The sequence below is a fragment of the Mycetocola tolaasinivorans genome, assembly GCF_003667565.1.
Classification (GTDB): Bacteria; Actinomycetota; Actinomycetes; order Actinomycetales; family Microbacteriaceae; genus Mycetocola; species Mycetocola tolaasinivorans.
Genome location: NZ_RCUX01000003.1, coordinates 324841 through 345982, shown reverse-complemented (window position 1 = coordinate 345982; position 21142 = coordinate 324841). Strand labels below are relative to the sequence as shown.

Sequence of the window (21142 nt, the reverse complement as noted above, 5' to 3'; positions counted from 1 at the left end):
AGCATCATGTCTCTTGCTACCCGCGTAATCCCGTGTCTCGACGTGGCGAACGGCCGCGTCGTCAAGGGCGTGAACTTCCAGAACCTGCGTGACCAGGGCGACCCGGTTGAGCTGGCGGCAAACTACGCCGCCCAGGGTGCGGATGAGATCACCTTCCTCGACGTCACCGCCACGGTGGACGGCCGGGCCACCACCTATGACGTGGTCACCCGCACCGCCGAACAGGTGTTTGTCCCGCTGACCGTGGGCGGTGGTGTGCGCTCCGCCGAGGATGTCGCCCGCCTGCTCGGCTGCGGTGCCGACAAGATTGGCGTCAACAGCGCGGCCATTGCCCGTCCCGAACTGATCGGCGAGATCGCCGATCGTTTCGGCGCGCAGGTCGTGGTGCTGTCCCTCGACATCAGCCGCGACGCATCGGCTCCCTCCGGATTCGTGGTCACCACCCACGGCGGCCGAACCAAGACCGAACTCGATGCGCTGGCCTGGGCCAGCGAGGCCATCGAGCGCGGCGCCGGGGAGCTGCTGGTTAACTCGATCGACGCCGACGGCACCCGCGATGGCTTTGATCTTGAGCTGATTCGCGCGATTCGCAAGATCTCCCACGTTCCGGTGATCGCCTCCGGTGGCGCCGGTGAGCTCGCCCACTTTGCCCCCGCCGTGCAGGCCGGGGCCGATGCGGTGCTGGCCGCCAGCGTGTTCCACACCGGTCTGCTGACGATCGATCAGGTGAAGGGCGCTCTCGCGGCCGAGGGAATCGAGGTGCGGCGATGAGCGGCGTCGTGACGCTGAACACGTCGAGCCCCGAGGCCGTCGCGGCGAGCGTGACCTACGACGAGCACGGACTCGCCCCGGCGATCATTCAGGAGGTGGGCACTGAGCGGGTGCTCATGCTCGGATACGTCAACGCGGAGGCGCTGCGGCGCACCCTGACCGAGGGGAGGGTCACCTTCTGGTCGCGATCGCGCCAGGAGTTCTGGCGAAAGGGAGACACCTCCGGCCACGCGCAGTATGTCCGGGATGTCAGCGTTGACTGCGACGCAGACACCCTGCTCATTCGCGTCGTGCAGATCGGAGCCGCCTGTCACACCGGCTCTCACTCGTGTTTTGATGAGCGCACGGTACCGGCGATTTCGGGTCAGGTTCCCGAACGCCCCTAGCCACGTGCACAAACGCCCGCTAGCCTCAAACACAGGCGCGGCGCGAACCCTCGGGAGTTTTGATGAGTAACAGTATGTCCGGCACCACCACCCGTGCCGACTTCGATGCGCTGAGTGCGGCCGGCGCGCACCGGGTCATTCCGGTGGCGCGGGAGATCTTTGCCGATGGGGAAACCCCGGTCGGAATCTACCGCAAACTCGCGGCCGATCGCCCCGGCAGCTTCCTGCTGGAATCCGCCGAGCAGGGCGGCATCTGGTCGCGCTACTCGTTTATCGGCGTCGACTCCTTCGGCGTCCTGACCGAGCGTGAGGGCGCAAGCCACTGGATCGACTACGACCTCTCGGTCGAGCGCGCGTTTGGCGACAACCTGCCCGCGGCGCCGCTCGATGCGGTCGACGCCTTCTACCAGCGCTGGGCCGGCCCCCGCATCGAGGGCTTCGCGCCGCTCACCGGTGGCCTCGTCGGGTTCATCGGCTGGGAGGCCATCCGTCAGATCGAGAACCTGCCGGATGCCCCGCCGCGCGAAATCCCGGTGCCGGACCAGGCACTCAGCTTTGTCGAGAGCCTCGCGGTGTGTGATCACCGCTCGGCCACCGTGCGCCTGATCGTCAACGTCCTGCTGGATGATGACCGAGACGGCGATGCGCGCTGGGCGGCCGCACAGGCCAAGCTGGATGCGCTGCAGTCCGGGCTCGCTCAGCCCGCCGAGGCCTGGCTCGCCGAGGCCGACTTCAGCCTGGTGGCGGAGCCCACCCACCGCACCGACCCGCAGGACTACCTGGACGGCGTGCTCGCCTCCCAGGAGTACATTCGCGCGGGCGACATCTTCCAGGTGGTGCTCTCGCAGCGCTTCGACCTGGAGTGCAGCGCAAACCCGGTGGACGTCTACCGGGTGCTGCGCGCGCTCAACCCGAGCCCGTACATGTACCTGTTTGCGCTGGAGGACGCCGATGGTCGCGCCTTCCACGTCGTGGGCTCCTCGCCCGAGGCGCTGGTGAAGTCGGAGGAGGGCCACCTCATCACGCATCCGATCGCCGGATCGCGTCCGCGCGGTCGCACCCCGGAACAGGATGCCGAGCTCGCCGACGAACTCCTCGCGGATGACAAGGAGCGTGCCGAGCACCTGATGCTCGTGGACCTCTCCCGCAACGACCTCGCCAAGGTCTGCACTCCGGGTACCGTCGAGGTGACCGAGTTCATGCGGATCGAGCGTTTTAGCCACATCATGCACCTGGTGTCCTCGGTCGAGGGCACCCTCCGGCCGGAGGCGAGCCCGGTGGATATCTTCCGCGCCACGTTCCCGGCGGGCACGCTCTCGGGGGCCCCGAAGCCGCGCGCCCTGGAGATCATCGACGAACTTGAGCCCGCCCAGCGCGGTGTCTACGGGGGAGTCGTGGGCTACTTCGGCCTCTCCGGAGACACCGACCTCGCCATCGCGATCCGCACCGCCACCATCGTGGACGGCGTGGCACACGTGCAGGCTGGTGGCGGACTCGTCGCCGACTCGGTACCCGAACTCGAGGCGGCCGAGAGCCGAAACAAGGCCGCGGCACCGCTGCGTGCGGTCGCCATTGCCAACACCCTTGCAAGGATTTCATGACTAGCGCAACACCGAACGACCACGCCGAGACTCCGCAGGATGCCGAGGTGACTGCTGCTGACGCAGCGACCGCTGATGCATCGGGCGCCGAGGCGGCGACCGCACTCCGCACCAAGCGTGCACGCGGGTTGAAGAACCGGGCGTTGCTGCTCCTGCTGGTCGCCGGCGGGCTGGGCCTGCTGGCCTGGACCCAGACCTGGGTCACCCTCACCGTCCTGATCCCGAGTGGCGGAAGCCGCAGCCTCGAGGTTGCCGGTTCCGTCGCGGCCCCGGCGCTCACCGCCCTCGCGCTGTCGCTGTTAGCCCTGGCCGGCGCGCTGTCGATCGCCGGCTACGTGTTCCGACTGATCATGGGTGCCCTCGCGGTCATCCTCGGCCTGTGCATCGCGCTGGAGACCTCGATGGTGCTGCTGAACCCCGGGGCTTCCGCGGGGGCCGCCGTGACCGAGGCCACCGGTATCGCCGGTGCCAACTCGATCGCGACCGTGACCACCTCCTCGACCGTCACGTTCTGGCCGTACCTGGCCCTGCTGGGTGCCGCCCTCGCGGTGTTCACCGGTTTCCTGGTGATTCTCACCGCGAAGCACTGGCCCGGTGCCGCCGGCCGTAAGTACCAGGTCACCCCGCGCGTGCGCATCGACGAGGACGGCGAAATGCCCGACGCGGTGGACAGCTGGGATGATCTGACCCGCGGGGATGACCCCACGGCTCCGGCCGCCCGCTAGCCCGCATTGATTTTGGCACCCGCGTGGGTGCACAAGCCCCCGGCGATCCCCGATAGGATGGATCCGCCCATTCGTTTAAGGAGTTTCATGAGCACCGACATTTCCGATCCCGGACACGGACACTCGCCCGCCGCCTGGACGGCCGTCATCATCATGCTGGCAGCATTCACCCTCGGCACCGTCGCCTTCTGGTTTGAGCAGGCCTGGCTCGTCTGGGCCTCCGCCGGCCTGATCGCCGTGGGTGCGCTCGTAGGCTGGATCCTGTCGAAGGCCGGTTGGGGCGTCAAGGGCCCCAAGTACGTCGCCAAGAGCCACTAGGCATGCTCGCCGACCTGATGGCGGGCGCGGCGGCGGATGCCGTCGAACGTGAGCGGCTAAAGCCGCTCGAGCAGGTGCGCGCCGAGGCGCTCGCCCGCCCGGCCGCGATCGATGCCCTCGCCGCCCTGGCCCCGAGCGATCGGGTGAAGATCATCGCCGAGGTCAAGCGCGCGAGCCCCTCGCGCGGTGACCTCGCCGAGATCCGTGATCCCGCGCAGCTGGCGGTCTCCTATGAGGCCGGCGGCGCGAGCACCATCAGCGTGCTCACCGAGGGGCGGAAGTTCAAGGGGTCGCTCGCCGACCTCGAGGAGGTTCGCCGTTCGGTCGCCCTGCCAGTGCTGCGCAAGGACTTCATCTCGAGCCCGTACCAGGTGTACGAGGCCCGTGCGGCGGGTGCCGATCTGGTGCTGCTGATCGTTGCCGCACTGGATGATGCCGAGCTCGCCTCGCTGAACGCGCTCATCACCGAGCTGGGCATGACCGCCCTGGTGGAAACGCACAGCGAGGAGGAGCTGCACCGTGCGCTCGCGCTGGGCGCACAGCTGGTCGGCGTCAACGCGCGCAACCTTTCCACGTTCGAACTCGATCGTGACCTCTTCGGAACCCTCGCCCCGCAGATTCCCGCGGGTGTCATCCGGGTGGCAGAATCGGCCGTGCTCTCGCCGGCCGATGTCCGTCACTACCGCGATGCGGGGGCCGACGTGGTCCTGATCGGCGAGGCGCTCGTCACCGGAGACCCGGTCGCGACCCTCACTGAATACCTGGCGGTTTAACCCCTATGACGGATCTTCGTTCCGAAACCGGACCGTACTTCGGTGCGTTCGGTGGTCGCTATTCCCCCGAGTCGCTGATCGCGGCCCTCGATGAGCTCACCGAGGCGTGGGAGAGCGCCCGGAACGACGAGGCCTTCCTCGACGAGTTCCGTGCTCTGCTGCGCGACTATGTGGGTCGTCCCTCGATCATCACCGAGGTGCCCCGGTTCGCCGAGCACGCCGGTGGTGCCCGCATCATCCTGAAGCGCGAGGATCTGAACCACACCGGTTCGCACAAGATCAACAATGCGCTCGGTCAGGTGCTGCTCACCAAGCGCATCGGCAAGACCCGCGTGATCGCCGAGACCGGTGCCGGTCAGCACGGTGTGGCCACGGCCACCGCCGCGGCGCTGTTTGGTCTCGACTGCGTGATCTACATGGGCGAGGTCGACACCGAGCGCCAGGCGCTGAACGTCGCCCGGATGCGCCTGCTGGGTGCCGAGGTTGTTCCGGTGAAGACCGGTTCGCGCACCCTGAAGGACGCCATCAACGATGCGATGCGTGACTGGGTGACAAACGTCGAAAACACCAACTACATCTTCGGAACCGTGGCGGGCCCGCACCCGTTCCCGGCGCTCGTGCGCGACCTCCAGAAGGTCATCGGCGAGGAGGCGCGCCAGCAGGTCCTCGACCTGACCGGCACGCTGCCCACCGCCGTGACCGCCTGCGTGGGCGGGGGATCGAACGCGATGGGTATCTTCCACGCGTTCCTCGACGATGAAGACGTTGCGCTGTATGGCTTCGAGGCCGCCGGTGAGGGCGTCGACACCCCGCGGCATGCGGCAACGATTACCAAGGGTCGCCCGGGTGTTTTGCACGGCGCGCGCTCGTACCTGCTCCAGGATGAGGACGGCCAGACCATCGAGTCGCACTCGATCTCTGCCGGTCTCGACTATCCCGGTGTCGGCCCCGAGCACTCGTGGCTGGCCGATCTCGGCCGCGCGCAGTACCGCCCGATCACCGATGCCGAGGCGATGGAGGCCTTCCGCCTGCTGAGCCGCACCGAGGGCATCATCCCGGCGATCGAGTCCTCGCACGCGCTGGCCGGCACGCTCAAGCTCGGCCGTGAGCTCGGCCCGGATGCCACCATCCTGGTGAGCCTCTCCGGTCGTGGCGACAAGGACATGGAAACCGCGGGTCGCTACTTCGACCTGATCGACGAGGGAGCCACGCAGCTGTGACCCAGGTACACGACACCCTCGCGGCCCTGCGCCGCGACGGCTCCGGGGCCCTGATCGGATACCTTCCGGTTGGATTCCCCGATTTCCAGACCAGCGTGGACGCCGCGGTTGCCATCGCCGAAAACGGCGTGGACATCATCGAGCTCGGCGTCCCCTATTCGGACCCGGTGATGGACGGCGCGGCCATCCAGGCCGCCACCGTGCAGGCGCTGGCCGGCGGGTTCAAGCTGGCCCACGTCTTTGAGGCGGTGCGCCAGATCCGCGCCCGTGTGGACGTCCCCGTGCTGCTCATGACCTACTGGAACCCCGTGATTCAGTACGGTCCCGAGCGCTTTGCCGACGATCTCCTGGCCGCCGGTGGTGCCGGACTCATCACCCCGGACCTCATCCCGGATGAGGGGGCCGACTGGCTCGCCGCCTCGGACCGCACCGGCCTGGAGCGCATCTTCCTCGCGGCCCCGAGCTCGAGCGATGAGCGCCTGAAGACGGTGTCCGATCTCAGCCGCGGCTTCGTGTACACGGTCTCCACGATGGGCATCACCGGTGCCCGCAGCGAGATGGATGGCGCGGCGCGCGCACTGACCACCCGACTGCGTGCGGCGGGGGAGAACTTCGCCTGTGTGGGCCTCGGTATCTCGAGCGCCGAGCAGGTTCGCGACGTGCTGAGCTACGCTGATGGCGCGATCGTGGGTTCGGCCCTGGTTTCGGCTCTTGCCGAGGGTGGCGTTCCCGCCGTGGCCGCAAAGGCCGCGGAACTCGCCACCGGTAAGAGCGAGTCGAAGTAGAATTATCCGCGCCGCCAGGCGTATCTGAAGAAAGGCGTGACCCGGGTGATTTCCCTGAGTATCCCCAGCCCCGAGATTAACTCGTTTAATATCGGGCCCGTAACCATCTACTTCTATGCCCTGTGCATCATGGTGGGTATTATCGCGGCCGCGTTCCTCGTGAACCGTCGCCTGACCAAGATGGGTGCCGAGCCCTGGGTCGTGCTGGATCTGATTCTGCTGACCGTGCCCCTCGGCATCATCGGCGCACGAATCTTCCACGTGCTCACCCACCCGAACGACTACTTCTACCCCGGAGCGAACCTCTGGGAGGTCTTCGACATTCGAAGCGGTGGTATCGCGATCTTCGGTGCGCTGATCGGTGGTGCCGTGGGTGCCTGGCTCGGCTGCCGCTGGCGCGGACTGCGCTTCTGGGCGTTCGCCGACGCGCTGGCCCCCGGTCTGCTGCTCGCACAGGCATTCGGTCGCTTCGGCAACTACTTTAACCAGGAGCTCTTCGGCACCCCCACCGACCTGCCCTGGGGCCTCGAGATTGACTCCACCAACGCCGCCTGGCCGCTCGGCCTGCCCGCGGGTACCCTCTTCCACCCGACCTTCCTCTACGAGGTCATCTGGAACCTCCTGGGCGTGGCCCTGCTGCTGTGGCTGACCCGCAAGATTGCCATTGGCTGGGGCAAGCTCTTCGGCGTGTACCTCATCTGGTACGGTGCCGGCCGCGTGGTGTGGGAGTCGATTCGCATCGACCCGAGCGAAATTTTCCTCGGAGTTCGGGTAAATGTTTGGGCCGCTCTGCTCGCTCTGATCGTGGGAATTGTCCTGATCATCGTGCAGAACAAGCGCCACACCGGTCTGATCCCCTCGCCGTATGTGCCGGGTCGTGGCTGGAAGGACGCTGAAGCTGGAGTAGGATCTTCACACACCGATGTGGAGTATGTGGATACCACTGATCCCTCGGTTCCGGCAACGGCGCCGGTTGCTGAATCGGCCACAAGCCGGGACGGCGCAACCTCCTAACCCGCTCGGGTTCAGCCAAAACATACCCAGTTTTACCGCTTCGGCCCGGGACAGGTTAGACCTGCCCCGGGCCAATGGCGTCCCATCCCCTAAACTCTCCGTGAGGGTGATCCATGACGCAACACAGTCCCTATCAAAGTTTCTCCGCTGTTCCCCCGCAGCAGGGTCTCTACAACCCGGCCCAGGAAAAAGACGCCTGCGGCCTGGCCGCCGTCGCCACGCTGCGTGGCACCGCCGGTCACGACATCATCGCGCTGGCCCTGCAGGCGCTGCGTAACCTCGAGCACCGCGGTGCGATCGGCTCCGATGCCGGCACCGGTGACGGTGCGGGTCTGCTGAGCCAGGTGCCCGACGCCTTCCTGCGCGAGGTCACCGAATTCTCTCTCCCCGAGGCGGGGGAGTATGCGGTCGGTATGGCATTCCTGCCGCTGAACGCCGATGAGCGCGCCGCCCAGAAGGCCGCGATCGAGAAGATCGCCGCCGAGGAGGAGCTTGACGTCCTCGGCTGGCGCGAGGTTCCCACCGACCCCGAACACCTCGGTACGCTCGCCCGCGAGGCCATGCCCGCGTTTGAGCAGCTGTTTGTGCGCGTCCAGACCGAGATCGCTCACCACGCTCCCGAGCCGCAGCTGCACGAGCACTCGCCGATCGAGCCGGGCGCTCCCGAGGAGGTGCAGGAAACCCACAACCGTGCCGACCACGCTCCGATCGAGCCCGGCGCCCCCGAGAAGGACTTTACAAACCTCTCTGCAGTCAGCACCGCAACATCCTCGATCCCCACGATCGTCAGTTCCACCCCCTCGTCGAGCGCCTCGATCCCCACTCCCGCGCGCTCCGAGGATACTTCCACCGCGGCCCCCACGGCCGCCGCGCGTCCCGCCCGCCCGGATCCCCTTCTGCTGGATCGGCTGGCCTACCGACTGCGCCGTCGCGCCGAACACGAACTCGGCGCCTACTTCGCCTCGCTGTCGAGCCGCACCCTGGTCTACAAGGGCATGGTGACCACGCTCCAGCTCGAGCCGTTCTACCCCGATCTCTCGGATGAGCGCTTTGCCTCGAAGCTCGCCCTCGTGCACTCGCGCTACTCCACGAACACGTTCCCGTCCTGGCCGCTCGCGCAGCCGCTGCGCATGCTCGCGCACAACGGCGAGATCAACACCGTCGAGGGCAACCGCAACTGGATGCGTGCGCGCCAGTCGCAGCTCGCCAGCGACCTGCTGGGCGACCTCTCGCCCCTGCTGCCCATCTGCACCCCCGGTGCCAGTGACTCCGCATCGCTCGATGAGGTGTTTGAGCTGCTGACCCTGTCGGGCCGCTCGATCACGCACGCGATGACGATGCTGGTGCCCGAGGCCTGGGAGAAGAAGGCCGGGCTGGACGACAACCTGCGCGCGTTCTACGAGTTCTCCGCGCTGCAGATGGAGCCCTGGGACGGCCCCGCCGCCCTGACCTTCACCGACGGCACCCAGGTGGGCGCCACCCTCGACCGCAACGGTCTGCGTCCGGGCCGCTGGCTCGAGACCACCGACGGACTCGTGGTGCTCGGTTCCGAGATCGGCATCCTGCCGATCGAACCCGAGCGCGTGGCCCGCAAGGGTCGCCTGCGTCCCGGCCAGATGTTCGTGGTGGACACCGCCGAGGGCCGCATCATCGAGGACGCCGAGGTCAAGAAGGGTCTCGCCGAGGCCGAGCCGTGGGCCAAGTGGCTCGAGACCGAGCAGATCGGTCTCGAAGACCTGCCCGAGCGCGAGCACATCGTGCACACTGCCGCTTCGATCACCCGCCGTCAGCGCACGTTCGGGTACACCGAGGAGGAGGTGCGCATCCTGCTCGCCCCGATGGGACAGCACGGTGCGGAGCCCCTCGGCGCGATGGGATCGGACACCCCGATCGCCGTGCTCTCGGACCGCCCGCGCCTGGTGTTTGACTACTTCACCCAGCGCTTTGCCCAGGTGACCAACCCGCCGCTGGATGCCATCCGCGAGGAGCGGGTCACCTCGCTCTCGATCGGCCTGGGCCCCGAGCACAACCTGCTCGAGGACGCCCCCGCGCACGCCCGCCGCGTGATCCTGAAGTTCCCGGTGATCAACAACGATGAGCTGGCCAAGATCCAGCACATCGAGCCCGAGGACCTCTCGAGCGCGCCCGCCGAGCTCGCGGTGACCATCCGTGGCCTCTACCGCTTCGACCGCGGCGAGCACGCCCTGCGTGACCGCCTCGAGGAGATTCGGGACGAGGTCGACATCGCGCTTGCCCGCGGTGCCGAGTTCCTCGTGCTGAGCGACCGCGAGTCCACCAAGGACCTCGCGCCGATCCCGTCGCTGCTGCTGCTCTCGACCGTGCACCACCACCTGGTGCAGCGCGAGAACCGCATGCGCGTGGGCCTGATCGTCGAGGCTGGCGACGTGCGCGAGGTGCACCACGTGGCCCTGCTGATCGGCTATGGCGCGACCGCGGTCAACCCGTACCTCGCGATGGAGACCTGCGAGCACCTGACCCGCACCGGTGTGATCACCGGGATCACCCCGGAGCAGGCCGTCAGCAACGTGATCTATGCCCTGGGCAAGGGTGTGCTGAAGATCATGTCGAAGATGGGTATCTCGACCGTGTCGAGCTACGCCGGCGCGCAGGCGTTTGAGGCCGTGGGTCTCTCGCAGGAACTGGTGGACGGCTACTTCGGTGGTACCGTCAGCACCCTCGGCGGCGTAGACCTCGGCGTGCTCGCGGCGGAGACCATGTCTCGGCACACGAGCGCCTACCCGGACAACTCCGCCGAGCGGGTGCACGAGCGCCTAAACACCGGTGGCGAGTACCAGTGGCGTCGCGACGGTGCCCCGCACCTGTTCAACCCGGAGACCGTGTTCAAGCTGCAGCACGCCACCCGCACCCGCCGCTACGACATTTTCCGCGAGTACACCGCCCTGGTGGACGAGCAGAACGAGAAGCTGATGACCCTGCGCGGTCTGTTCCGCCTCGAGGGCCACGGGCGCACCCCGGTGCCGCTGGATGAGGTGGAGTCGGTAGCCGACATCGTGAAGCGCTTCTCGACCGGCGCGATGAGCTACGGCTCGATCTCCAAGGAGGCGCACGAGACCCTGGCGATCGCAATGAACCGCCTCGGCGCGAAGTCGAACACCGGCGAGGGTGGCGAGGACACCGAGCGTCTGCTCGACCCCGAGCGTCGCTCCTCGATCAAGCAGGTGGCCTCCGGCCGCTTCGGTGTGACCAGCATGTACCTGACCCACGCCGACGACATCCAGATCAAGCTCGCCCAGGGTGCCAAGCCCGGCGAGGGTGGTCAGCTGCCGCCGACCAAGGTGTACCCCTGGGTCGCCCGCACCCGTCACGCGACCCCGGGCGTCGGGCTCATCTCGCCGCCCCCGCACCACGACATCTACTCGATCGAGGACCTCAAGCAGCTCATCTTCGACCTGAAGCGCGCGAACCCGAGCGCCCGCATCCACACCAAGCTGGTCAGCCAGGCCGGTATCGGTGCGGTGGCCGCGGGTGTGGCGAAGGCGCTGTCGGACGTGATCCTCGTCTCGGGGCACGACGGTGGTACCGGTGCCTCCCCGATGAACTCGCTCAAGCACGCGGGTACCCCGTGGGAGCTCGGCCTCGCCGAAACCCAGCAGACCCTGATCCTGAACAACATGCGTGACCGCGTGGTGGTCCAGGTGGATGGCCAGCTGAAGACCGGCCGCGACGTCATCATCGGCGCGCTGCTCGGTGCCGAGGAGTTCGGTTTCGCGACCGCGCCGCTCGTGGTTTCGGGCTGCATCATGATGCGCGTCTGCCACCTCGACACCTGCCCGGTGGGTGTGGCCACGCAGAACCCCGTGCTGCGCGAGCGCTTCAACGGCAAGCCTGAGTTTGTGGTGAACTTCTTCGAGTTCATCGCCGAGGAGGTGCGCGAGTACCTCGCCGCCCTGGGCTTCCGCACGCTGGATGAGGCTATCGGCCGGGTGGATCTGATCCACGCCGGAGACGCCGCCGCACACTGGAAGGCACGGGGACTCAACCTCGAGCCGCTGCTCTACCGCCCCGAGACCGATCAGGCCCTGCGCGGAATCCGCACCCAGGACCACGAGCTCGAAGAGCACTTCGACAACCAGCTGATCGAGCACGCCCGTGCGGCGCTCGAGCACGGCGAGCCGGTGGCCATTGATCTGCCGATCAACAACACCGACCGCGCCGTGGGTACGATGCTGGGCCACGAGGTCACCCGCCGTTTCGGTGAGGCCGGGCTGCCGGAATCAACCGTCGAGGTGACGCTGCGCGGCACCGCCGGGCAGTCGCTCGGTGCGTTCATGCCCGCCGGTATCGCGCTGCGCCTGGAGGGCGAGGCCAACGACTACGTGGGTAAGGGGCTCTCGGGTGGTCTGATCACCCTGCGTCCGCCGCGTGAGGCCAGCTACCGTGCGGAGGAGTCGGTGATCGCCGGCAACGTGATCGGATACGGTGCTACCTCGGGCCAGATCTTCCTGCGTGGCATCGTCGGTGAGCGCTTCCTGGTGCGTAACTCCGGGGCCACCGCGGTGGCCGAGGGCGTGGGCGACCACGCACTGGAGTACATGACCGGCGGCGAGGCCCTGATTCTCGGCCCGACCGGCCACAACGTGGGTGCGGGTATGTCCGGTGGTGTCGCGTACATCTACCGGTTGAACCCGGAGGCGGTGAACCCCGACGCACGCCGTACCGGCGAACTCGGCATTCACCCGCTCGAGCCCGCCGATCAGGAGCGCCTGAACACGCTGCTCCGTCGCCACTTCGAGGCCACCGGCTCGCCGGTAGCCGAGGCGATCCTTGCGGACTTCGAGTCCGCATCCCGTGAATTTTCTAAGCTCGTACCGCGCGATTTCGCCGCGGTGCAGGCCACCCGTGCGGCGGCCGAGACCGAGGGTCTCGACCTGGACGGCGACGTGGTCTGGGAGCGCATCCTGGAGGTGACCCGTGGCTAACCCGCGCGGATTTATGGAGACCACGCAGCGCGAAACCGCTGCCCGCCGCCCCGTTTCGGTGCGCATCATGGACTGGAAGGAGGTCTACGACAAGCGCGATGGCGCGGTCGTGGCCCGCCAGGCCGGACGCTGCATGGACTGCGGTGTGCCGTTCTGCCACCAGGGCTGCCCGCTCGGCAACATCATCCCCGAGTGGAACGACCTGGTGCGCCGGGGCGAGGGCCACGCGGCCATCGAGCGCCTGCACGCGACCAACAACTTCCCGGAGTTCACCGGAAAGCTCTGCCCGGCTCCCTGTGAGAGTGCCTGCGTGCTCGGTATCAACCAGCCCGCCGTCACGATCAAGGAGGTCGAGGCCTCGATCATCCAGGATGCCTGGGACAACGATTGGGTGCAGCCCCAGCCGCCCGAGCGCATCACCGGCAAGACCGTGGCCGTGGTCGGGTCGGGCCCCGCGGGTCTCGCCGCCGCCCAGCAGCTGACCCGCGCCGGTCACACCGTGGCCGTGTACGAGCGTGAGGACCGCATCGGCGGCCTGCTGCGCTACGGCATCCCGGACTTCAAGATGGAAAAGGGCGACATCGACCGCCGCCTGGACCAGATGCGCGCCGAGGGCACCCGCTTCCGCGCGGGCGTCAACATCGGGGTGGATCTCACCTGGGAGGCCCTGCGCAAGCGCTTTGACGCCGTGGTCGTGGCCACCGGTGCCACCGTCCCGCGCGATCTGCCGATCCCGGGCCGCGAATTCTCCGGCGTGCACTTCGCGATGGACTACCTGGTGCCGGCGAACCGCGCGGTGGCGGGGGAGACTCCGGAGAACCTGATCGATGCCCGTGGCAAGCACGTGGTCATCCTCGGTGGTGGCGACACCGGTGCCGACTGCATCGGTACCGCGCACCGTCAGGGTGCCGCATCCGTGACGACGCTGGCCATCGGCAAGCAGCCGGGCATCACCCGCGGTGACGCTCAGCCGTGGCCGACCATGCCCACGCTGTTTGAGTACCAGAGCGCACACGAGGAGGGTGGCGAGCGCGAGTATCTGGTCTCCACCGTCGAGTTCCTGTCCGATGAAGATGGGAATGTGTGCAGCATTCGGGTCGCGGAGACGGAGTTTGTGGATGGACGGCGCGTCCCGAAGGCCGGAACCGAGCGTGAAATCCCGGCTGACCTGGTTTTCCTTGCCCTGGGCTTCACCGGGACAGAGGGCGACACGGTACGCGACCAGCTCGGCCTTCCGATTGCCACACAGGGTAACCTGGAGCGAGACAATGATTACCGGACCAACCAGCCCGGGGTCTTCGTTGCCGGTGACGCCGGCCGCGGTCAGTCGCTCATCGTATGGGCGATTGCCGAGGGTCGTGCGGCTGCCGCTGCGGTAGATCGCTACCTGGAAGGCACCAGTTCTCTGCCAGCTCCGGTGCACGCTCATGAGCGCGCACTCTCGCTGTAATCACCCCTGCCGCGGCATGTGCCGCAGAAGTTTGGAGCTCTATACCCATGAGACGCGCAAAAATTGTCGCGACACTTGGTCCGGCCACGAACACGTATGAGAACATTCGCGCGATCCTTGAGGCTGGCGTCAACGTCGCTCGGATGAACCTCAGCCACGGTGACTACTCGGTCCACGAGGCCGTGTACACCAACGTGCGCAAGGCCGCAGCGGATCTCGGTCACCCCACCGCCGTTCTTGTGGACCTTCAGGGCCCCAAGATTCGTCTGGGCAAGTTCGAGGGTGGTCCGTACGACCTCGCCGAGGGCGATGTGTTCAAGATCACGACCGACGACATCATCGGCAACAAGGACATCTCGTCCACCACGTTCAAGGGCCTGCCCGCGGACGTCAAGGTGGGCGACCCGCTGCTGATCGATGACGGCAAGGTTGGCCTCCAGGTCACCGCCGTTGACGGCAACACCGTCACCACCGTCGTGACCGTGCCCGGCCCGGTCTCGAACAACAAGGGCATCAACCTGCCCGGCGTTGCCGTGAACGTTCCCGCACTGAGCGAGAAGGACGAGGCGGACCTCCGCTGGGGCCTGAACCTCGGTACCGACTTCATCGCCCTGTCCTTTGTGCGTGACGCAGCCGACATCGTGCGCGTTCACGAGATCATGGACGAGGAGGGTCGCCGCGTTCCGGTGATCGCCAAGATCGAGAAGCCGCAGGCCGTGGACAACCTCGAGGAGATCATTGAGGCCTTTGACGGCATCATGGTTGCCCGTGGTGACCTCGGTGTCGAGCTTCCGCTCGAGGCCGTGCCGATCGTGCAGAAGCGCGCCATCGAGCTGTGCCGTCGCGCCGCCAAGCCGGTTATCGTCGCAACCCAGATGCTGGAGTCGATGATTTCGAGCCCGCGTCCGACCCGCGCCGAAACCTCCGACGTCGCAAACGCCGTCCTCGACGGTGCCGACGCGGTCATGCTCTCGGGCGAGACCAGCGTGGGTGCCTTCCCCGTGATCACCGTGGCCACCATGGCACGCATCGTGGAGTCCACCGAGGAGCACGGCCTGGAGCGCATTCCCGCTCTCGGCAGCAAGCCCCGCACCCAGGGTGGCGCCATCACGGCCGCCGCCGCCGAGGTGGGCGAGTTTGTTGACGCGAAGTTCCTCTGTGTGTTCACCGAGACCGGCGACTCCGTTCGCCGCACCTCGCGTCTGCGCAGCCGCATCCCCGTACTCGGCTTCACCCCGCTGGAGTCGACCCTGCGTCGCATGCAGCTGAACTGGGGTGTTGAGGGTCGTCTGATCGAGACCGTCACCCACACCGACGCCATGTTCGGCCAGGTGGACGACGCTCTGCTGGGCGAGGAAATCGCCGAGCAGGGTGACAAGGTTGTCGTCATCTCCGGTTCGCCCCCCGGAATCTCCGGTTCGACCAACGACCTGCGCATTCACCGCGTCGGCGATGCGGCGAACCAGATCGTTCCGGCGTACGAGAAGTAGCACGCCAACACCGCGGCCCCGGGGTTTTCCTCCGGGGCCGCGGTGTTTTTGCACCCCCGCCAGGGGGCTATTTTTGTGGGCGCGATCTCGGTAGTGTGCGGGCTATGACCTCCCGTGACGCCGCGCCCGTTCTCATTCCCGAAGGCACCGTATACACCGCCGAAGACATCACGTTCTGGGCGAATCCCGAGCGCCGTAGCCTCGATCAGGCGATCGCCGAGGCCGATGTGCTGGTGAGCTGCCCGCACTCGGGAGCGGCGATTCCGGCGGAGATCTCACCGTATCTGGCACCTGAGTTTACCCGGCGGTTGCAGTATGACTTTTCGGATGTGGCAACCTCGGCGATCGTGCGGCGCTGGGCGGAGATCGACCCGCGCATCGTGTACGTCGAGAACCCGCATCCGCGCCTCATCCGCGATCCGAATCGGGCGAAGCCCGAGGATCCCGCCGCGCTGCTGGCCGAGGCCATCGAGCGGGTGCGCGCGGCCGGGCCATATCAGCGGGTGGACCTCACCGGAGTGGACGCTATTCGCCCGGTGACGTTCTCGTTCTATCCGCTGCTGCGGGTGCCCGACACCGCGGCCGAGCTGAGTGAACTCACCCACACGTTTGCCCGGGTGGCAGAGCAGGGCCTCGGCGTATACGAGCGCACCCGGGACGACCTTACCGAGCGCTTTATCGCGGCCGCGTACGCGCGGGCCGCTCGTGAGGGCCAGGCACGCTTCACCCGGCTGTCGTTTCACGACACGATGAACACCACGACCACCCGGGAGGGGGCGGTGAACGTGGCACGTGAGGCGAAGGATCGCCTGCCCCGAATCGTGGCGCTGTCTAACCGGGGTGATCACGCGGGTAACCCGCGGCCCGAGGGGCCGGTCACCATGGATCCGGTGCGCATCCGCGTGCTCGCCGCCGCCCATCGCGAGGCCTTTGCCACCGAGCTGCCCGAAGACGTGGCGCTGAACCAGCCCTACCTCGGCAGCCAGGAGATCATCGCCGCGGGGGAGCGCTTTACCCGGGAGTATGACGCGCCGGATGCCGGCGTCCATCTCGACGCCGTACAGGCGGAGTTTCTGCGCGAATTCCTGCTCGGTAACGCCGCGGTATCCGTTCTACACGAGCCCGGCGAGGGCTGGATTACCGAGGATCCCGACCACATTGACGCCGTGGCACACGCCTGCCGCGACGCCTGGGACCGCTACCGCAGCGCCTAGCCCCGGGGACGACAGAACGTCCCCGCTCGCGGTGCGCGAGCGGGGACGTTCTGTGAGTCGCTTAGACCAGCGTCTGCCTCCGGGTCAGGGGCAGTGATCCGCGGGTGAGGAGCCAGGCGGCGAGTGCTCCCGCAAGGGGAACCACCGCGAGCAGGACACCAAACTGTACCCAGGGCACGACGAGCACGGCATCACGCGTGAGCGTAAAGATGAGGACCGCCGGTATCGCGCCCGCAATGAGTCCCAGTGCGGTGCCAAGGGTGGCCGTGAGGAGCGTCTGTGCGGCCGACACCGAGCGGCGGAGGCGGGTCGACGCACCCACCCCGGCGAGCGTCGCCTGGTCGGCGCGTCCATCGGCCAGGGCGAGGCCCGCGGTGATTCCCGCGGCGCTCAGTGTAATCAGGGCCGAGGCGAGAACGATCCACCACAGAACCTGCTGCAGGAAGGCGTTCGGCCCGCCTTCGATCCAGAGACTCGCGCCCTCGGCGAGCTGCTCAACCGCGGCCGTCATCCGGTCGCTCTCGGCCGTGGTCGGCATCTCCGCGAAGGTGAGGAGCTGGGTCACCGGAACCACCGTCATCCCGAGTTTCTTCGCGGTCTCGGGCGAGATGACGCCGTAGTAGGGAATGTCGACGTCGGGTTCCGCGACGCTCGCGGGGATAACATCTCCCGTGGAGATGTTCGGCTGGTATCCGGTGTAGAGTCCCGGGAATGCGGTTTCGCCGGCGATGGCCTCGACCTCATTGGTGTAGCGCACGATCGTTGCCGTGTTCTGCGCTCCGAGCATCGCCGGGCTGCTGAGCACGATCCCACCGTTACGCAGGGTCTCCTTCGCCTGGGCACCCGGTTCGCGGCCAAGAAGCGCGGCGAGATCGGACTCGTCGCCCACCGCGATCGCGGGCAGTCGGTTGATGGATCCGGGTCCGTGTGCCCCCGCACCCTGGCAGCGCCAGTCGGTGAGGTCCTTGGGAGAGCCGTCTCGTGCGATCTCGCAGCGATTTTCGTCTGGCCAGTACACGCTGAAGTTTTCGCAGGCGGTGGGATTGCCGCCGGCCTCTGCCTGGGCGGCAAAGGCGCAGGCGCGGTCGGGTTCGGGCCCGTAGAGCGTGTGAGAGGTGGGTGGGATGGCCACCGAGGCGGTCACTGCGGTGAGCACGCGCTCGGGGTCAACGCGGGTAACCCGGTCGATTTCATGGGTGGTGGGGGAGTACCGGTACTGTACGAGCTCGAGCGCCGCCTGATTCATATGCGCGTTCCAGTTGTAATTGCGCCGATCCTTCTCGGAGTTGCTCGCCATCGTCACCATGACGAGACTCGCGAGCATCGCGGCGGCCAGTACGGCCGCGACGGCGGGTGTCGCCCGGCCTCGGTTGCGCCCGGCGTCGCGAGCGGCCAGCCGCAGCGGTAGTGGCAGTCCGGCGGCACGCCGGGAGATCGCGTCGATCAGCGGTCCGGTCAGCACGATGAGCGAGGTTGCGAGTGCGAGTGCGCCGCCGATGCTGAGCGCCCACCAGAGTGAGCTGACGGCAGAGTCCTGGGGGAAGGGAGACAGCGTCAGCGTCAGCGCGACCATGCCTCCGAACAGCAGCAGGGCGATGATTCCGAAAATGACGCCGGCGATCAGCGCGCGACGGGTGGGGCCGGCCACCGTGCGCCCACCCTTTAGGGCGGCCAACGTGGCCTGCTTGGCGACCTGGCGGGCGGGGACGGAGGCCGCGACGAGCCCGGCCAGAAGCCCCACGATCACGACGAAGAGTGAGACCGGCCAGGCGATCTGCAGCGAGGCGAAGCGAGCGCTTCCCTCGGCCTGCGAGCCGAGGACCACGGCGACCCCGGCGGCCGTGCCCAGGGTTGCGCCGATGATTCCGCCAAGTAGGCCGAGCCAGATGCCGCTCGCGGTGACGACCTGTCGCAGGCTTGCGCTCTCGGCGCCGGAGGCCGAGAGCAGCGCGAGCTCGCGCTGCTGCCGGCGTGCACCCATGGCGAATGCCGCGCCCGCAAGCAGGCAGACCTCAAAGAGTGCGAGCACGCCCACCACGGCAATGAGGCCGGCAATCGAGAGGATTGTGACCAGGCGGTTGTCCTCGCTCAGGGTGGCTATCTCATCGCTGATCTCACCTCCCGTGGGCGGATTGATCAGGAGATCGCGGGAGGTGACCATGACGCCCTGTGCGTTGAGCGGGGCGGTATCACTCCAGGTGAGGGGGCGATCACCGACCAGGTAGACGGTGGTATCTGCGGGGTCGGTCCGGATCTCCGCGGGGACCTGATCCGGGGAGACAAAGAGTACCCGGGAGGAGTCATCCCGAGTCGCGGTGCGCAGGGTTCCCGTGACAACGACCGAGCCCAGCTGAGTCGAGAGCGTATCGCCGATTTTCCAGCCGCCGCTCTCGAGCAGCCCCGGGGAGACCAGCACCTCGTCGGTTCGTGCGGGTGCCCTGCCTTCGAGGAGCGTGTATTTGCCCGTGAAGGCTGGATTGAGGGGGTCCGTGGCGACGGTGGTCACGCTGACCGTCACGTCGTTTCGGGACATCGTGAGCGAGTACAGGTTCCAGGGGATTGCCGTGTATCCGGCCGGGGCGGCATCGATGGGGGGCGTGCGCTGGAAGTTTGGATCGTCGTCACCCGTGACTCCGGTGCCGCCCAGGTCTCCACGCGTGCCCTGATAGGCGTGTGCGTTGTTGACGTAGAACGGTGTCAGCCGGCCCTGGGTGGTGCCGAGCTCGGTGCGCGCCGTTTCCGCTCCCGAGGGGAAGGCACTCAGCGCCACGGTGCCCCCGAGAGCCACCCCGATGATGGGCAGCGCAATGAGGGCCACAATGAGGGCCGACCGGCCGCGATGCGCGCCGATGTCTCGACGGGCGATGCGGAGGCTCAACCGGGCGCGGCGAAGCCACCCACCCCGGGTGGGTTTCAAATCGAGTGACATGCTAGCGTGCCCCTCCGATGCGCTGAGTTCTGTGGATTCGCATGATCTAGGCGCTCCGCTCTGCAAGCAGGACCGCGGGGTCGCGCTGGGCGGCGGCCTGGTCGACGATGCGGCCATCCCGCAGGAAAACCACACGATCCGCCCAGCCCGCGTGGCGGGCCTCATGGGTCACCATGATCACCGCGGAACCAGCCTCCGCGCGCGAGCGCAGCACCTCGAGTACCTCGTCGCCGGTGGTGGAGTCGAGGGCCCCGGTGGGCTCATCGGCGAGGATCAGGCGTCGCTGACCCACGATGGCGCGGGCAATGGCCACGCGCTGCTGCTGACCGCCGGACATCTGGTCGAGGTAGCGGTCGGCGAGGTTGTCAATGCCCACCTGGCGCAGCGCGTCGTGCGCCTGGCGCTGGGCCTTGCGCAACGAGATGCCGTCGAGTTCACGGGGGAGGGCGACGTTCTCGAGTGCGGTGAGGGTGGGAATGAGGTTGAAGTCTTGGAACACATAGCCCACGGCGCGTCGGCGCAGTCGAGCGAGCTCGTTGATGCTGAGTCCACCGAGCGGGGTGCCCTCCACGAAGATCTCGCCCTCGGTGGCCTTATCGAGGCCCCCGGCGAGGGTGAGGAGGGATGACTTACCGGAGCCGGAGGGCCCCATCACGGCGACAAACTCGCCGGCGCTCACGGTGAGGCTGACGTTACGAAGCGCGGCGACCGAGTTGGCACCGGTGCCGTAGTGCCGGGACACCCCGGCGAGCTGCAGGATCTCGGTGCTCACCGCGCAACCTCCGCGGTCTCGGAGACGGAGGCGTGCGTCTGCGACCGCGTGGCGCGAACGATGGCGGCCCGCTTACTCAGCCAGCCCTCGCAGTGGTCGAGCCAGCGCACCTCGGCCTCGGTTTCGAAGATCAGGGCGTCGAGTACCAGGAGCCAGGCGGTGGAGTCTTCCGGGGCGTTCGCATCGGTGAGCTCGGCCGCGGCGGTGCGGCGCTGATGGGTATAGCCCTGCAGCACGGTGAGCGAGGCGGCACGCTGGGTCTGAATGATCGCGGTGACGTCGACCTCGGGCAGGGTCAGTGCGAGCGCGAGCTTGATTGCGAGCTCGTTGCGCGGCGGGTTCTGTCGAACAACCGGGGCGGCAAACCAGCTGGTGACCTCCGCGTGACCCGCATCGGTGAGGCGGTAAACCACGTGCCCATCGCCGTCGTCGCCATCGTTGATCACGAGCCCGTCGCGCTCCAGGCGGTCGAGCGTGGTGTACACCTGGCCGATGTTGAGTGGCCAGGTGGAGCCGGTGCGCTCCTCGAATTCGCCGCGGAGTTGATAACCATAGCGTGGACCCTCGCTCAGCAGAGCGAGGAGGGAGTGACGAATCGACATGTGATCCTCCAACCGGGCGCGAGCGCCGCGAGACAAACACGGCAGCCACTGCATACCGCGTATGTCTAAACATAGCTACTCGGTATGCAGTGGCGCAAGTGTTATGTCACCCTCGGTCGGAATGCGGGCCA

The 21142-nt window shown here is 67.4% G+C and carries 16 protein-coding genes; 13 read left to right on the top strand and 3 right to left on the bottom strand.

Going from position 1 to position 21142, the window contains the following annotated elements:
- The first annotated feature begins 6 nt into the window (after positions 1-6).
- The 13 genes from hisF (at position 7) to D9V32_RS05160 (ending at position 16708) form a co-directional block, all read left to right on the top strand.
- Positions 7-771 carry an imidazole glycerol phosphate synthase subunit HisF gene (gene hisF / locus D9V32_RS05220; RefSeq protein WP_121647837.1) on the top strand — a complete coding sequence of 255 codons (765 nt, stop codon included), beginning with the start codon at positions 7-9 and terminating at the stop codon, positions 769-771.
- Entirely contained in the window at positions 768-1157 is a 390-nt protein-coding gene (hisI, locus tag D9V32_RS05215) for a phosphoribosyl-AMP cyclohydrolase (protein WP_121647836.1), read from the top strand. Before hisF ends, hisI begins: the two co-directional genes overlap by 4 nt.
- Before the next feature lie 62 nt (positions 1158-1219).
- Positions 1220-2758 (top strand): anthranilate synthase component I, encoded by a 1539-nt coding sequence (locus D9V32_RS05210; RefSeq protein WP_121647835.1) that lies wholly within the window; start codon positions 1220-1222, stop codon positions 2756-2758.
- Positions 2755-3483, top strand: a complete 729-nt coding sequence (locus D9V32_RS05205; RefSeq protein WP_121647834.1) for a Trp biosynthesis-associated membrane protein — start codon at positions 2755-2757, stop codon at positions 3481-3483. Before D9V32_RS05210 ends, D9V32_RS05205 begins: the two co-directional genes overlap by 4 nt.
- An 87-nt stretch (positions 3484-3570) precedes the next feature.
- The gene (locus tag D9V32_RS05200; RefSeq protein WP_121647833.1) at positions 3571-3801 is read left to right on the top strand and encodes a DUF6704 family protein; all 231 of its coding nucleotides are present in this window, start codon (positions 3571-3573) and stop codon (positions 3799-3801) included.
- A 2-nt stretch (positions 3802-3803) separates the two neighbouring features.
- Complete coding sequence (trpC, locus tag D9V32_RS05195) at positions 3804-4574, top strand: indole-3-glycerol phosphate synthase TrpC (RefSeq protein ID WP_121647832.1); 771 nt, start codon at positions 3804-3806, stop codon at positions 4572-4574.
- 5 nt (positions 4575-4579) lie between these two features.
- On the top strand, positions 4580-5794 hold the full coding sequence (gene trpB, locus D9V32_RS05190) for a tryptophan synthase subunit beta (protein WP_121647831.1): 1215 nt from the start codon (positions 4580-4582) through the stop codon (positions 5792-5794).
- Complete coding sequence (trpA, locus tag D9V32_RS05185; RefSeq protein ID WP_121647830.1) at positions 5791-6579, top strand: tryptophan synthase subunit alpha; 789 nt, start codon at positions 5791-5793, stop codon at positions 6577-6579. The genes trpB and trpA overlap by 4 nt, the downstream gene beginning before the upstream one ends.
- Positions 6580-6633: 54 nt before the next feature.
- Complete coding sequence (lgt, locus tag D9V32_RS05180) at positions 6634-7593, top strand: prolipoprotein diacylglyceryl transferase (RefSeq protein ID WP_121647892.1); 960 nt, start codon at positions 6634-6636, stop codon at positions 7591-7593.
- A gap of 113 nt (positions 7594-7706) precedes the next feature.
- Entirely contained in the window at positions 7707-12554 is a 4848-nt protein-coding gene (gltB, locus tag D9V32_RS05175; protein ID WP_245982061.1) for a glutamate synthase large subunit, read from the top strand.
- Positions 12547-14004 (top strand): glutamate synthase subunit beta, encoded by a 1458-nt coding sequence (locus D9V32_RS05170; RefSeq protein ID WP_121647829.1) that lies wholly within the window; start codon positions 12547-12549, stop codon positions 14002-14004. Before gltB ends, D9V32_RS05170 begins: the two co-directional genes overlap by 8 nt.
- A gap of 47 nt (positions 14005-14051) precedes the next feature.
- Positions 14052-15494 carry a pyruvate kinase gene (pyk, locus tag D9V32_RS05165; RefSeq protein WP_121647828.1) on the top strand — a complete coding sequence of 481 codons (1443 nt, stop codon included), beginning with the start codon at positions 14052-14054 and terminating at the stop codon, positions 15492-15494.
- Positions 15495-15598: 104 nt separating this feature from the next.
- Positions 15599-16708 carry an N-formylglutamate amidohydrolase gene (locus D9V32_RS05160; RefSeq protein ID WP_121647827.1) on the top strand — a complete coding sequence of 370 codons (1110 nt, stop codon included), beginning with the start codon at positions 15599-15601 and terminating at the stop codon, positions 16706-16708.
- Positions 16709-16769: 61 nt separating this feature from the next.
- On the opposite strand, the gene D9V32_RS05155 is transcribed toward D9V32_RS05160, so the two are convergent.
- From D9V32_RS05155 to D9V32_RS05145, 3 genes are read right to left on the bottom strand one after another with little or no spacing between them, the layout of a single operon-like run.
- A complete protein-coding gene (locus D9V32_RS05155) occupies positions 16770-19637 on the bottom strand; it encodes an ABC transporter permease (RefSeq protein ID WP_183086185.1) in 2868 nt (955 codons plus the stop codon).
- A gap of 46 nt (positions 19638-19683) precedes the next feature.
- Positions 19684-20409: an ABC transporter ATP-binding protein gene (locus D9V32_RS05150; protein WP_121647825.1), complete on the bottom strand. Its 726-nt coding sequence runs from the start codon at positions 20407-20409 to the stop codon at positions 19684-19686.
- Positions 20406-21011: a PadR family transcriptional regulator gene (locus tag D9V32_RS05145; RefSeq protein WP_121647824.1), complete on the bottom strand. Its 606-nt coding sequence runs from the start codon at positions 21009-21011 to the stop codon at positions 20406-20408. Before D9V32_RS05145 ends, D9V32_RS05150 begins: the two co-directional genes overlap by 4 nt.
- Positions 21012-21142 lie beyond the last annotated feature (131 nt).

Bases quoted from the DNA above. Each gene is read 5' to 3' on its own strand.
- hisF (WP_121647837.1), top strand. From the start codon at position 7: ATGTCTCTTGCTACCCGCGTAATCCCGTGTCTCGACGTGGCGAACGGC.
- hisI (WP_121647836.1), top strand. From the start codon at position 768: ATGAGCGGCGTCGTGACGCTGAACACGTCGAGCCCCGAGGCCGTCGCG.
- D9V32_RS05210 (WP_121647835.1), top strand. From the start codon at position 1,220: ATGAGTAACAGTATGTCCGGCACCACCACCCGTGCCGACTTCGATGCG.
- D9V32_RS05205 (WP_121647834.1), top strand. From the start codon at position 2,755: ATGACTAGCGCAACACCGAACGACCACGCCGAGACTCCGCAGGATGCC.
- D9V32_RS05200 (WP_121647833.1), top strand. From the start codon at position 3,571: ATGAGCACCGACATTTCCGATCCCGGACACGGACACTCGCCCGCCGCC.
- trpC (WP_121647832.1), top strand. From the start codon at position 3,804: ATGCTCGCCGACCTGATGGCGGGCGCGGCGGCGGATGCCGTCGAACGT.
- trpB (WP_121647831.1), top strand. From the start codon at position 4,580: ATGACGGATCTTCGTTCCGAAACCGGACCGTACTTCGGTGCGTTCGGT.
- gltB (WP_245982061.1), top strand. From the start codon at position 7,707: ATGACGCAACACAGTCCCTATCAAAGTTTCTCCGCTGTTCCCCCGCAG.
- pyk (WP_121647828.1), top strand. From the start codon at position 14,052: ATGAGACGCGCAAAAATTGTCGCGACACTTGGTCCGGCCACGAACACG.
- D9V32_RS05160 (WP_121647827.1), top strand. From the start codon at position 15,599: ATGACCTCCCGTGACGCCGCGCCCGTTCTCATTCCCGAAGGCACCGTA.
- D9V32_RS05155 (WP_183086185.1), bottom strand. From the start codon at position 19,637: ATGTCACTCGATTTGAAACCCACCCGGGGTGGGTGGCTTCGCCGCGCC.
- D9V32_RS05145 (WP_121647824.1), bottom strand. From the start codon at position 21,011: ATGTCGATTCGTCACTCCCTCCTCGCTCTGCTGAGCGAGGGTCCACGC.